Source organism: Hespellia stercorisuis DSM 15480, assembly GCF_900142165.1.
Lineage (GTDB): Bacteria > Bacillota > Clostridia > Lachnospirales > Lachnospiraceae > Hespellia > Hespellia stercorisuis.
The window spans coordinates 1-12,769 of sequence record NZ_FQZY01000091.1 but is presented as its reverse complement, the minus strand read 5'-3'; the positions used below and the strand labels follow the sequence as shown (position 1 = coordinate 12,769).

Sequence of the window (12,769 nt, the reverse complement as noted above, 5' to 3'; positions counted from 1 at the left end):
GAATTCACATAGATTCACCTATGGTGAAAATGACTGTGGATAAGTAATGTTTTTCAATGTTCAGTTGTTGTTAAATATATTCAAAAGCCATAGAATTTGGCTTTGAATCAGAGTTATTTGAAAGATTGAAAGAGTAATCCACAATGAATTAAATTATTCAATCACAAACAATTGGTTATCCACCAATTACCGAAATAATATCGCAAAACAGGTTTTAAAAATTCTCTGTTTTGTACAAAAATTAATTAGTTCCCCAAGGGGGTTCTGAACAGTTACTTTCTTTTTATCATTTGATTTTTCAAGTGTCGTGTCATCAATATAACGAATGATTTCTCGAATATTTGACTTCATCGACTGCAGATATCCTTTCATCAGCACAGCTACTTTTCTAGCATCCGATTTTTCGGTTTCTTTTTCCAGCATATAAAACTCTTCCAGTTCTTTCAGAATATCCATCCCTGCTTTCATCTGAAATTCCACCTCAAGCAAATCATCCATCACTTTATATAATTCTTCCATTGTTTATTTCTGCCTTTCCATATAGCGCCACTATATTTTCCACAATCATCCAAAAATAAATTCCTGTAATCCACATTTCACAACTTCAATTACTGCAACTATCCCCATACCGATATGTGGGAGTAGAACAAACACTACTGTCGTAATAATCGCTGATTTCATTGTCCAGTCCGTACTGATTCCAAACCCAATACTCAAAACTTCTGTCACAACAGAGATTCCGGCTATCAGATAGCAGAATCCAGCAGATAACCCAACCAGGAACACCAGCACAATATTCACCGCTGCAAGTACCAGCCAAACAGGAGCTGCAATAATTCGAAATGGCAGTTTTATCATAAATCTCAACATAATTCTTCCTCCTACTTTGTGCCCAGTGGACACAAGGTTATTTTAGCATATCTGCCAGATATGACTATCTCTTTTTAAACTTCGTGCCCAGTGGGCACAAAGTTCTTACCTGTCTGGAATATCCTTCCCCCAGTACATGTCATGTCGAACTTCAGCATCATAAAACTGATTGATTGTTGCAGGAGCGTTATACAATACCGTCAGCATATACTGCCGGATATTCTTCACTTTGCTTGTACTCCTGTCAAGACTGAAAAACACATACTGGATGTGTTCATACCCGACTTTGAGCAAACGGCTCTTGACCACTTGTGTAGGCACAGCTTCCCCATTGATCTGTTGATATGTCTTTGTCGAACATATTGCATCCAGCATCAGCTCTACCAGCTCTTCTACTCGTCCAGTTCCATAGCTCTGACAAAGGATCTCATATTCGATATTATCATGAATTAACTGTCGATACTCATTTCTCTCCTGTATCCTATCTCTCCCTTTCTCTTGTTCAGATAGATATTGATAAGATTCATTCTCACTAAATTCAGTATAATTATATTCAGTATTATTACAGTTTGTTTTTGAAACTTCTTGAAGTTTGTTTTCTAAACTTCTTGAAGTTTGTTTTTCAAACTCCTTGAAGTTTGTTTTTGAAACTTCTTGAAGTTTATTTTTCAAACTTCCTGAAGTTTGTTTTTCAAACTTCTGTGTATTTACGGGCTTTTCCGGCTCTTTTTTCGCATATTCTTCTATTTCTGTCTCTGTATTTTCTTTTCTCTCTGCTACATTTTCCGGTGTTTCTTCCGAATCAAAGATTGCTGGCTCATCTGGATATTCTGTCAGGCTGAAATTTTTCACGTAAATAACATTTGTTTTTCCAAGTCCGATTCGCCTCTTCTCAATCAATCCAATCCCTTTTTCCTGATCCAGCTCTTTTAGACAATTCACAGCCTTATTCCTGCCACAGTTAAGCATTTCCATAATCTCTTCCACCGAAAAGAAAATATATGCCCTGTCCTCTTCATCAAACCACCGGTTCTTGATGGACAGTGACATCCGGTCTAACATCAGTCCGTACAGCACCTTTGCTTCGCAGGAGAGATTTTTAAAATATTCACTTGTAAACAGCAGTTTGGGAATACGATAAAAACTGTACATATCGCATTCCATTCCTTGAAAATAATGGAATGTTGCTCTTATACTCATGACACATCCCTCCCTTCGTACTTATCAATGATTCTGATTGCTCCATTCCTCCAAAAGCTGACATATAACAGTCCGTATCTTCTGTTCATCATACTCTGGAGGAAAATACTTCTTAATTTCATCCTGTTTTAATGTTACCGTTGTTTTCTTTTTACGCTCTCCTATAACCAGGAGCCGCACAATCTCTTTTGTCAGCGTTTTTTCTTCTCGATGTTGCCTTATTTTTTTTGCCTGTTCCAGACTTGGATATTTTCCGGTACTCTCATGCACTTCCTCCACCATCTCCTGTTCTGGAACCGTAAGGTAGGAAAGCTCTACACCTACCTGCAATCCGATCACATCACGATCTACTGCGTTTAATAGGTCATTCATCAGATAAGTAAGCCGGATATAGCGATACACCTGCCTTGCACTGTCATTTGCGTTCTTTCCAATGTCTTTCGCACTGATACCGCCTGATGTTCCCTGATGATTCATTGCTTCCATCTTCATACGGTAAGCAAATGCCTTTTCACTTGGGAGTATATTAGGTCTCTGCAGATTGCTGTCTACCATCGCACGGACAGCTGTATCTTGATCCATATTTCTGATAATAACCGGAACCTCTTTAAGACCAGCAAGTTGTGCCGCATGTCTCCTTCTGTGACCGGCGATGATTTCATATTCACCATCACCCAGCGGTCGTACCAGTAATGCTGTAAGAATTCCCTCTTCTTTCACACTTTCCACCAGTTCCGCCATTGCCTCATCATCATTTACTTGAAATGGATGGTTCTCGAAAGAATGTAAATGCTCAAGTGAAACCTGCTGGATATCGTTCGTTTCTTCTCCTCCTCCAAGTAATTCATCATAAGATGTCAGTTTTATCTTCGATGCACTTCTACCTTTCATCCAAAAGCACCTCCTGTGTCATCTGCCAATATGCAGCCGCTACTTTTCCTTTTGGATCATGCTCAAATATGCTGATTCCTTCCGCACTGATTTCAGCTGCTCGTACTGAAAATGGAATACTCTGTGGAAAAATCTTAATCTGGTTTCCATATGTATCAAAAATCAGATCAGATATATCTCTTGCATAGTTCGTTCGGTTATCCACCATTGTGATCAATATACCTCCAATTTTCAGTTGTTTGTTAAGCTGTCTTCGCACCTTTCCTATCGTCCGTATCAGCTGTTCTAGACCCTTTACAGGAAGATAAGCCGCCTGGACAGGTATAATAACTGCATCGACACTGGCAAGTGCATTGATCGTCAGCATTCCAAGTGATGGCATACAGTCAATCAATATATAGTCGTATTCTTCTCTCATTCTTTCTATATATTGTTTTAAGACAAGTTCCCTGCTCATAATATTTACAAGTGAAACTTCCATTCCAGAGAGTTCGATGTTTGCCGGAATCAAATCAATTCCTTCCTGGTGATGTAAAATTCCCAGTGTATTTTCAAATAGTTCATCTTCTACAATCTTTGTCAGAATAGTAGCCAGTGTGATTGGTAATTCATCTGGGTTATGATACCCAAGACTTGCTGTCATACTTCCCTGCGGATCATTGTCAATCACAAGCACTTTCTTCCCTGCTTTTGCAAGTCCGACTGCCAGATTCACGCAACTTGTTGTCTTGCCAACCCCGCCTTTTTGTGAACACAATGCCAGCACTTTACAATCCTTCATTACTTTCTCTTCCATCCTTTTTATCCTCCCATAAATAACTTGAACCTTTCAGCATCCATAATGCTGCTTCCAAAAATGCAAGATACCGTTCTGTCATACTATCAAGAACCGATTCTGAAATAACTGGTTTTTCAGACTTCAAATCTTTTGCCACATCCTCCAAAACCAAACTCATTTCCTTCATTTCTGACCGGATAATCTCAATTGTTTCTTTCTTTCCAACAACACATACATGATTGTAAATGCATGATCGGACGATATAATCCTGTTTTTTCATTCCGCTCACTTTCACTCGTTCTTCAATTGTTGCTTTTTCATAAGAATTCACCCGAAAAGAAATGGTCGTTGTGTTGTGTTTTCCATGTCTGTCACCAGCCATCGCTTATTCCTCCTCTTCCTCATGTTTCTTATCTAGCAAACCTGCTAATTTACTCTGTGTAGACGGATACAGATGTGAATAAGTGTTCAACGTGGTTTCCACCTTTTCATGTCCAAGGCGTTCTGCAATCTCCAATGGAGCCACCCCCATATCAACCAGCATACTGGCATGGGAATGGCGGAGATCATGAAGTCGTATCCGCTTTACACCAGACCGCTCGATTCCGGTAGCCATACAATGTTCCATATGCGATTTGGTAAACCGAAAAAGTCTTTCCTTTTTCATAATTCCATACAAATGACTGCAATACTCCCTAAATTCCTCTGCAAGAAAATCCGGCATCGTAATCACACGGATACTCTTTGGAGTTTTCGGCTGCGTGATCATATCCTTTCCTTTCAGTCTCTGATAAGATTTATTGATTGATATGGTTTTCTCTTCAAGATTGATGTCATTATAAGTAAGTGCAAGCAATTCACCGATACGCATTCCGGTCCAGTACAACAAAAGAAACGCCATTCTTGTCTCCGGCTTATCACTTACTGTTTCCAGAAAAGCATTGAACTCTTCCTGCATCCAGAAGTCCTTCGGTTCTCCTTTACTCTTGCCAATCGCTCCTGCCTTCCTGCAGGGATTATCCTGCAGGTTATAATACCGCATTGCATAATTGAAGATTGCAGTCAGCTGGCAGTTCACTGTTTTCAGATAAGTAGGAGAATATCCTTTTCCATTCTTATCCTTATACGTCAGCAACTCATTCTGCCATGCACGGACGTCTGCCACCGTAATTTCACTGAGAATCTTCTTTTCAAAATAAGGCTTGATTTTCAGGTCAATAATATATCGCTTCGTGTACATAGTGTTTTCTCTGAGACGGACATCCATATCTTTGTAATAAATCTCCAGAAAATTTCCAAATTCAATATCCACACCCTGGCTCTGCTGTTGCAGGAAATCTCTTTCCCATTCCTTAGCTTCACCCTTGGTCCTGAATCCTCTTTTCTGTTTTCTTTTCCGATTTCCCTGCCAGTCTTTGTAATAGACCTGTACTTTCCAGTTTTTTCCTTCTTTGTAAACCCCCATTGCTAATCCTCGACTTTCATGCCATAAATCTTTTCTGCCAGGAATTTCGTAGAGATTTTTCCAGCTACTACAATATAGCCTTTTGCCTTCAATTCTTTGTTGTATTCTCGCATCAGACTATATGCATAAGTTTTTGAAACTCCAAGAATTGCACACACATCATCCACATCCATATACATTTTTTCCTGCATCATACTCATACCGCTTTATCCTCCTTCAAATACTGCTCAACATGTTCCAGACCATAGATCTTGTCCTCTACATAGCGGGTTGGCACCCGACCGAGAATCACATAATAGTTCTTGCTTGCCAGATCGGCATTCATTCTTTCCACTACCCGGTAAGCAAACGAAACTGATAATCCAAAGAGTTCTGCAATGTCTTCCACTGATAAATACATTTTTCTCTTACGCATGAAACCATTCCTTTCCCTCTTCCTGTGGAATCTCACAAGTATCTTCTACTCCGTAGAAACGCTTCACAAAATACTTTGTCGGAACTTTTCCTCTAAGCGTCAGGTAGCCCTGTTCTTCCAGTTCCTTGTTCAGATTTCCGATGATTTCATAAGCCGATGTCTGTTTTACTTCCAGAAGTTCACATATATCGGCTGCCTTTAAAAATAATTTATTCTGCATAATCAGTACCTCCTGTGTTTTGAATATTTATCTCTTCATATACTCTGTACTGGCAGATGCAAAATCGGACATCATTTTCCGAAATTTATCAAATTTTCTTGTTTTTTAATTCTCCATCAGTGTGATTACTGTGTCATGGAGTTTAAGCTCATCGAAAGTAAAGAACCTTTCTGTGGTATCTGTTTTCTAAATGCAGGCAACAAAAAAACAGTCTGCCTTGACGAAAATCACTTCAATCAAAACAAACTGTTCTTCATATTTACTCTAATTTTATTTTATGAGAATAACCGATTTCACGAAATTTGCAGGTGAATCTGGAATATAAACAAGAGAAAAAAATAATTTTTAAACTCCATTTGCACTCCATTTGGTCTTTTCGACACCCCGCAAAGCCTTTATTTATGGGCTTTTCCGCGATTTTTCAAGCTACTCGAATTCCTTTGCGGACTGCATTATACAGCACGCACAAGGTATAATTAGCGGTTTTTGTATCGAACATTCGTTCTGTTTTCGTGTTTTCCGTACCGCTTATGAAAAGATAAACTCCAAAATAACTCCATTTCACTCTTTGTTATTTTGTTGTTCTTCTCTTGCGTAAAGAAGATCCAATGCCTGACACACAACACCACTCATGCTCTGATAATGACGTTCCGCATACTCAACAAGCCTCTGCTTTTGCTCCGGAGTCACCCGTACTCGTATGTTCTCTTCTTTGCCATCTTTTGGTGTTTTTCTAGCCAAACATATCACTTCCCTTCCACAAATACAGTTTACTACTGATTACTACAAAATGTCAATCTATTTTTTCATCTTTTTTATATTCTGCAAGTGCTTGTTCAAGTTTTCGATAATCGCAATGATACGGAAGCACTTTATTTTTTTGAATCTGTTTTTCGTATATCTTCGTTGCTTTCCTAGCAATATCCTCTGATATATCATTCAAGAAATTATACTCCTTAATCATAAGAAAAGTTCTCTGATTATCACTTCTTGAACCATTACTACTGATATTGAATTTCACTTCAGTATATACCGTATCATCTACCGGAAACATCTTTCTCATGTCTAATACTGACAATATCCGTTGTCTGGCATTTACTTGATCTTCTGGTTTTATTTTCTTTAAAATTTCTTGATTCTTTACTTCAACAATAATGTCATCTCTATCTACCGGATCGTTTTTGATATCAATAACTTCATATATTCTATACCAATTAGCAGTCGCATCTGCCCATCCTTTGTGCTTTTCCTTTGCAGATGTTAATGGAATTACATACTTCATTCCAGCATTATTCAATAAGATCCCTAAATGTGGTTTCAATCTATAGTTTTCATCTTCCTTATTAAAAAAGATTTCGGAATCTATTCCATTTAAATATTCCATATATGCTACATCAATGTAGACGAATTGTACTTTATCAAAATTCATATGTATCACCCTAAAAAAAATAGGAAGCTAACGCTTCCTTTATCGTTCCACACTTCAACGCCTTTGGTAGTGGTACACCAACCTATATCGTTCTGCATTTCAACGCCTTTGGTAGCAGCACACCAACCTATATCGTTCCACACTTCAACGTCCTCGGTAGTGGCACACCAGATACAAGAACTAATACTTTTAATATATCCAGTATATCATAAGCACCAAATTCTTGTATAATTATAATATGATAAAATCCTTGATTTGTCAAGGTTTTTCCGCTTCCAACATCTCACAGATTTTCCAAAAATTTCTGTGATTCAGTATTCACAATGTTTCAATTATAACTCGTCAGCTCGCTCTAATTTCAGTATAAATTTCTCTGGATTATCAATAATATTGTATGTCCCACTCGTATCTTCCTGCAAATAAGAAAATGAAAACATCTCCTTTCCTTCCTCCACCTGATGCTTGGAACCATACACTGTCACATAAAGAGCATTCGGAATTGCCTGATCGTAGCTAAATCGAATACTCTTAAACGAATTTTCCCTGCAACGTTTCACAATCTCTTCTGCACAGGATTTTTGATCTGCAACATACAATTTGTTTATGACCACTGCCAAACGTTCTTCCTCATAATTATCAAATGATGTCACATGAGAACTGCAAGCGTCCATATCCCGACCATACTGCAGATATCCCATCCAACTGCCTGTAAGAATTATTATACCAATCATCAGACCTGCTAACCATCTTTTCTTCATCTACTCTTTCCCCTTATTTATCTTTTTCATACACCTGTATCACAATACAAGTGTATGACAGGACAGCTTATTTTTCAATACAGTTGTATTTATAATTTTAAGAAAAGATGAGGTGTCAACATGATTGTATATATGGATTTAGAAAATCTGCTTAAAGAAAAGCATATCAGCAAAAATAAACTCTGTGAAGCATGTAATTTGCAACGTACACAACTTAACAACTACTGTAAAAATAAAGTAACCAGAATCGACTTCACCATTCTCGCAAAACTCTGTGAATTTCTGGATTGCACACCAAACGATATATTGAAATTAAAATAGGGCATTGGATTATTCCAGTGCCCCTTTCTTACATCTGCAATTCTTATTTTCCCTATTTGTTTTCCTTATGCTCCGATGGCAATCTCACCTCTCCATTCCGTCTTTTTATAATGGAATCCTGTGTTTCCATCTGCGTTGGAATATGCGTATGCTCCTCAAGGAGATCTCTGGCAGCTTCCGCATAAGAATCATATCCAGCTGCTTTCATTCTCTTCAACATTTTTGCTAAAGCACTGTTCTTATCCCTGCTTACCTGGCGGTAGCTAATCCCCAATTCCTCTGCTGTCTCCTTGAGTTTCTTTCCCATAATAAAATAATCGCTCACAATTTTCTTTTCTTTTTCTGTAAGATCGCTGAATAAGTCTTTAAAAAACAGCTCATTTGCAACATCTCCTGCTACATCAAAGCTCATATCTGTGAGAAAATCTTCCGCACTACTTGTCTCTGTCTGCATTCCACAAAATAACAAGGTATTGTTCCTTTTGTGCTGCTGATGGAACATATAGTGTTCCTTATTATAAGAAGTATTCAGTACTTCCAATTCTTCTGCTGTCACGCTCTCATATCTTACTTTCTGGTATCTGTCATAAAATGTGTATTTTCTTTCTTCCATGATTGTTCCTCCGATTTGTCGATTGGTTGATTTGCAACAAATCGAAGGTCATGGATATCTGGCATAATGCCAGCCTCTTGCCTGCATGGTGATACGCTTTTCCTTTCCGGCACTTATGCCGAAACAAAAAGCAGTTCACACGATATGCACTTTTTATTTTGGGCATAAAAAAAAGCCATGCCCTTTCGGACACAGCCTGATGCCTGTTATATTTAAGAAAAAGAAAACCTCCGCAAACAAACGTCTGCGAAGGTCTATTTCTCTCAGCATATCAATTCTATCATGCACGTATTTTCATTGTAATGCCATTCATCTGCCAATATGCTACCAGTTTACTGCCGATTTACTTCCACTTTTCTTCCAGTTTAATTCCTCCATCTTATTCTGTACCTTCTCCGGTCTTGTAAATGCAAAAAGCATCGTTGCATAAAGCCGGATTGCCTTCTTCCGGTTTCTGTAATACGTTGTGCTTGGCATATCATCCAGCATTAGCATTACATCTTCGTTCGTATTACCTGCTTCAAAGTATCGGTATTTCAGTAATCGGTAATACAGCTGTCCATTCTTCGGATAATCTCTCAATGCAAGCAAAGAATCCCTCATAATTTCCAGCAGGCAGAGATTCATGTCGTTATTCAGAATTTTATCTTGAATCCGACGTTTCTCGGCTGTCGCATCAAAGTCTACCAAATTGTAAAGCATTTCCTTCAGATGCGTACCTTCTTCTGCGTACAGCTCATAATCAATGTCTACCAGATTTTTTTCAATACGGAACATTACCTTGGTATATTGGCTCAGTAATAATTCCGTATTTTTATAAGCATCCTCAGCTACTTCTTCCATATTGATAAACATATCCTGTATTCTCTGCATAATTGTCCTCCTTCCCGACCGCTTTCGCAGCCAGACCAATCATTTGTATTTTCTGCTCCATCAACAGTTTGCACTGTTATAACATCTTGTCATGCAGATCCCGCAAAAGTTCCACTGTGGGATAGCTTCTCTTTTGGCTGACCGGCAACTGTATGATATATTGAAAGCAATCGGTTCTCACGGGAAAGGATGTAGCCCCGACTGCTGATGTTCTCATCGAATTTCTATCTTTCCAAAGGGAGCCCCGTTTCAGGGCTCCCTTTCAGATCACCACTATTTGCGTTCCATAAACCATCTATAATTTTCCTCATACGTCAAATGGCAGATTTTTCCTCCCACCTGGCACGTATACCGATATCCGGTTTCACCAGCTTTCCGGCTGGCACATCGCTCCGGTTTTGAAATCTTATCTATCTCATATCTACGTCCATCTTCCCAGACAAATGCTTTGGGAATCAATTCTCCGTCCCGGCTGAAGACTGCCAGGACATCTACATATACTTTAGCTGTCATTACAACTACACCTGCTCTCCAGTTTTTAAAGTAGTAATAAAACTTCTCTGTCTTATATTGACTTTGTGAAGTTTCTGAATTATAATTTCTATTAACTTCACGAACGTTTGTTTGTATTTTATACATGTAACTAGCATCTGTCAATAGGTTTTATGAAGTTGATGAAGTTACGGCTTCAAAAACTTGGAAAGGATCACATTATGAATTTTTCAGACAAAATCAAATTTCAACGAGAACAGAATCATTTAACCCAAAAAGAACTTGCTGATCTGGTCGGTGTCTCTCAACGTGCCATTGCTGCATACGAAAGTTCCGGTACAATCGCACGAATCTCTACCATGAGAAAACTTGCTCATGCACTTAATGTTTCTTATGACTATCTTAAGCATGACGAGATTTCCGATCCTTCTTATGGAATTGAAAAAATGGATTACATTGATGAAGTCAAAGATCAGCTTGGAGAAAAAGGTGCAAGAGATATCAATGAAATTCTGGAAGCCAATCGTGCATTATTTGCCGGTGGAGAATTAGATGAAGAAGCAAAGGATGCTTTCTATCAGGCAGTGACCAAAGCATATCTTTCCTGTAAGATGGAAGCGAAAAAAACATTTGGACGAAAAAAGAAATTGGATAAAGAATCATAGGTGTCGTATTTTTCGTACACCACTTTTGCTACACTATAATCTGTAGCAAACTATCTTATGAAATGTCGAGGTGTTTTTATGAGTTCTAAATGTATAAGAGACACTGTCAATAAAGTAAAATCAAAATATCAGGAAAGTGATCCTTTTCGCCTTGCCGCAGCAATGCATATCCTTGTTCAGAAAATGCCCATGGGAAATTCTCCAACTTGCTGCAAAGGATTCTGCATGACAGAAAGCCGAAAAACCTGTATCGTCATCAACTGTGATCTTCCTGAAATCATCCAGCAGATTATTCTGATCCACGAGATTGGTCATACCGTCCTGCATCAAAAAAGTATGCAGGTGAAATGTTTTCATGATTTTGAATTATTCGACGGAGTATCTCAATGTGAATATGAAGCAAACTGCTTTGCTGCAGACTATCTCTTAGAAGATGAAGATGTGTTAGAAAAGCTCAATGCAGATATGTCATTTTTCCAGGCAGCTTCCGAATTACAGGTCCCACCTGAATTACTGGATTTCAAATTCCGGATGATGAAACGCAACGGAGTACAGATCGTGGATTCCCCGATTACTGCAAACAGCAATTTTTTGAAAGATATTCCTACCGAAGGAATCATCGAAAATTATTAAATTATGGTATACGCAAATTCACCAAATGGCTGCCTTTCCCTAAGTTGGATTGACAGCCATTTTCTCTTTTTTCTCTAATACAGATCTCCCACATATCCATCCGCTTCCAGATGCATATAACACTCTCCGATCTGTTCAGACTCCATAATCTGTAAAACGTATTCCATTCCAGTGGCAAGCTCTTTCGTTTTCAATTCTTCCAAGGAAATCCAATATACACGTCCTTCCTCAGAACTGGTTAATTCTCCGGTAAATCTTTCAGCCTTATAAAGTGTAATTACATTATGTACTCCACTCTTATGCCAATGATATAGCCCGCACAGCTTTGGCATTTCAATCGTCAGTCCGGTTTCTTCTCTTACTTCACGAATCATGGATTTACTGAACAGCTCATTTTTCTCCACATGCCCTCCCGGAAAAGTTGCTCCTGTATAACTGTCATTCACTTTATCAAGAGCCAGCACATTTCCTTCGCCATCTAAGATCATACACATATTCATGAAGCATACTTTCTCCGTTCGGCTCTCTTCTTTTTCGTTCAGTGATCTTCTGACACGCTTGTTGATATCTGAACGTTTTGATTTATAGTGCTTAAATACTTCACCATATGGAATCCAAATTTCCGCATTTTCTATTTTTTCATAAACAACATCTACCACTTCTTCTAAGTGCTTGTCATTTGGAAATGTGTATTTTTTTGTATAATAATCTCTGGTTGCCTGAAACATCCATTCCGCAATCTTTTCTTTCTGCTTCAATTTGAGTTGAGCGTATTTCTTATCTGTCTGCAGTAATTTCCCATCTATCATTTCATGGTTCTTTCGTGACATAGATCTGCCTCTTTCCTTAAATATTATCATTTTGTAACTGTTCAGAACTCCATTAGTTAAAGATGATATCGGAATTCCCTAAAAGGGCTTCTCTGATTGCTGTAAAAGCATTTATTCCATGCTTATGAGCAGTCCCAATATAGCTCATGATTGTAAGATATTCCTGTGCGCCTTCCTCACTGCGAAAACATCCTGAGACCTTGGTTTTAACCTTAATCATGCGCAAATCACGTTCCGCAAGGTTATTATCAAACGGAACACAGAGATTCTTTATAAATAAGCAGACTGATGCCTTGTAATTCACAAGTCTGTCAAT

Annotated in this window: 21 protein-coding genes; 3 read left to right on the top strand and 18 right to left on the bottom strand. The window is 38.3% G+C overall.

What is annotated here, in order from left to right; translation table 11 throughout:
* Nucleotides 1-186: 186 nt before the first annotated feature.
* The 13 genes from BUB85_RS18910 to BUB85_RS18850 form a co-directional block, all read right to left on the bottom strand.
* Entirely contained in the window at nt 187-519 is a 333-nt protein-coding gene (locus BUB85_RS18910; RefSeq protein ID WP_242945491.1) for a hypothetical protein, read from the bottom strand.
* Nucleotides 520-564: 45 nt separating this feature from the next.
* Nucleotides 565-870, bottom strand: coding sequence for a hypothetical protein (locus tag BUB85_RS18905; RefSeq protein WP_028087788.1), 306 nt, complete (start codon nt 868-870; stop codon nt 565-567).
* 105 nt (nt 871-975) lie between these two features.
* The gene (locus BUB85_RS18900) at nt 976-2,022 is read right to left on the bottom strand and encodes a DUF6017 domain-containing protein (RefSeq protein ID WP_330376465.1); all 1,047 of its coding nucleotides are present in this window, start codon (nt 2,020-2,022) and stop codon (nt 976-978) included.
* Between the two features lie 72 nt (nt 2,023-2,094).
* Nucleotides 2,095-2,961 carry a ParB/RepB/Spo0J family partition protein gene (locus BUB85_RS18895; protein WP_026650282.1) on the bottom strand — a complete coding sequence of 289 codons (867 nt, stop codon included), beginning with the start codon at nt 2,959-2,961 and terminating at the stop codon, nt 2,095-2,097.
* Entirely contained in the window at nt 2,951-3,757 is an 807-nt protein-coding gene (locus BUB85_RS18890; protein WP_026650281.1) for a ParA family protein, read from the bottom strand. The genes BUB85_RS18895 and BUB85_RS18890 overlap by 11 nt, the downstream gene beginning before the upstream one ends.
* Complete coding sequence (locus BUB85_RS18885) at nt 3,729-4,121, bottom strand: plasmid mobilization protein (RefSeq protein ID WP_073113076.1); 393 nt, start codon at nt 4,119-4,121, stop codon at nt 3,729-3,731. The genes BUB85_RS18890 and BUB85_RS18885 overlap by 29 nt, the downstream gene beginning before the upstream one ends.
* Nucleotides 4,122-4,124: 3 nt before the next feature.
* On the bottom strand, nt 4,125-5,204 hold the full coding sequence (locus BUB85_RS18880) for a site-specific integrase (protein ID WP_024854000.1): 1,080 nt from the start codon (nt 5,202-5,204) through the stop codon (nt 4,125-4,127).
* A gap of 2 nt (nt 5,205-5,206) precedes the next feature.
* Nucleotides 5,207-5,404: a MerR family transcriptional regulator gene (locus tag BUB85_RS18875; protein ID WP_024853999.1), complete on the bottom strand. Its 198-nt coding sequence runs from the start codon at nt 5,402-5,404 to the stop codon at nt 5,207-5,209.
* Complete coding sequence (locus BUB85_RS18870) at nt 5,401-5,619, bottom strand: hypothetical protein (protein WP_008393122.1); 219 nt, start codon at nt 5,617-5,619, stop codon at nt 5,401-5,403. Before BUB85_RS18870 ends, BUB85_RS18875 begins: the two co-directional genes overlap by 4 nt.
* Nucleotides 5,612-5,839, bottom strand: coding sequence for a hypothetical protein (locus BUB85_RS18865; protein ID WP_008705329.1), 228 nt, complete (start codon nt 5,837-5,839; stop codon nt 5,612-5,614). Before BUB85_RS18865 ends, BUB85_RS18870 begins: the two co-directional genes overlap by 8 nt.
* A 561-nt stretch (nt 5,840-6,400) precedes the next feature.
* On the bottom strand, nt 6,401-6,580 hold the full coding sequence (locus tag BUB85_RS18860; protein WP_028086473.1) for a hypothetical protein: 180 nt from the start codon (nt 6,578-6,580) through the stop codon (nt 6,401-6,403).
* Between the two features lie 52 nt (nt 6,581-6,632).
* Nucleotides 6,633-7,268: a type III toxin-antitoxin system ToxN/AbiQ family toxin gene (locus BUB85_RS18855; RefSeq protein ID WP_073113075.1), complete on the bottom strand. Its 636-nt coding sequence runs from the start codon at nt 7,266-7,268 to the stop codon at nt 6,633-6,635.
* A gap of 332 nt (nt 7,269-7,600) precedes the next feature.
* On the bottom strand, nt 7,601-8,026 hold the full coding sequence (locus tag BUB85_RS18850; protein WP_073113074.1) for a hypothetical protein: 426 nt from the start codon (nt 8,024-8,026) through the stop codon (nt 7,601-7,603).
* Nucleotides 8,027-8,146: 120 nt separating this feature from the next.
* On the opposite strand from BUB85_RS18850, the gene BUB85_RS18845 reads away from it, so the two are divergent.
* Nucleotides 8,147-8,347, top strand: coding sequence for a helix-turn-helix domain-containing protein (locus BUB85_RS18845; protein ID WP_073113073.1), 201 nt, complete (start codon nt 8,147-8,149; stop codon nt 8,345-8,347).
* A 52-nt stretch (nt 8,348-8,399) separates the two neighbouring features.
* Here BUB85_RS18845 and BUB85_RS18840 read toward each other — a convergent pair whose 3' ends face one another.
* From BUB85_RS18840 to BUB85_RS18830, 3 genes are all read right to left on the bottom strand, one after another.
* Nucleotides 8,400-8,960, bottom strand: coding sequence for a sigma factor-like helix-turn-helix DNA-binding protein (locus tag BUB85_RS18840; RefSeq protein ID WP_073113072.1), 561 nt, complete (start codon nt 8,958-8,960; stop codon nt 8,400-8,402).
* Nucleotides 8,961-9,284: 324 nt separating this feature from the next.
* Nucleotides 9,285-9,833: a hypothetical protein gene (locus BUB85_RS18835; RefSeq protein ID WP_073113071.1), complete on the bottom strand. Its 549-nt coding sequence runs from the start codon at nt 9,831-9,833 to the stop codon at nt 9,285-9,287.
* A 273-nt stretch (nt 9,834-10,106) separates the two neighbouring features.
* Nucleotides 10,107-10,346 (bottom strand): hypothetical protein, encoded by a 240-nt coding sequence (locus BUB85_RS18830; RefSeq protein ID WP_073113070.1) that lies wholly within the window; start codon nt 10,344-10,346, stop codon nt 10,107-10,109.
* Nucleotides 10,347-10,546: 200 nt separating this feature from the next.
* On the opposite strand from BUB85_RS18830, the gene BUB85_RS18825 reads away from it, so the two are divergent.
* Nucleotides 10,547-10,990 carry a helix-turn-helix domain-containing protein gene (locus BUB85_RS18825; RefSeq protein WP_073113069.1) on the top strand — a complete coding sequence of 148 codons (444 nt, stop codon included), beginning with the start codon at nt 10,547-10,549 and terminating at the stop codon, nt 10,988-10,990.
* Between the two features lie 57 nt (nt 10,991-11,047).
* Nucleotides 11,048-11,623 (top strand): ImmA/IrrE family metallo-endopeptidase, encoded by a 576-nt coding sequence (locus tag BUB85_RS18820; protein WP_330392391.1) that lies wholly within the window; start codon nt 11,048-11,050, stop codon nt 11,621-11,623.
* A 74-nt stretch (nt 11,624-11,697) separates the two neighbouring features.
* Here the strand turns inward: BUB85_RS18820 and BUB85_RS21060 are convergent, their stop codons facing one another.
* Complete coding sequence (locus BUB85_RS21060) at nt 11,698-12,453, bottom strand: 8-oxo-dGTP diphosphatase (protein ID WP_084534134.1); 756 nt, start codon at nt 12,451-12,453, stop codon at nt 11,698-11,700.
* Between the two features lie 52 nt (nt 12,454-12,505).
* The coding region (locus BUB85_RS18810; RefSeq protein WP_143160789.1) for an IS66 family transposase at nt 12,506-12,769 on the bottom strand (264 nt) is incomplete at its 5' end.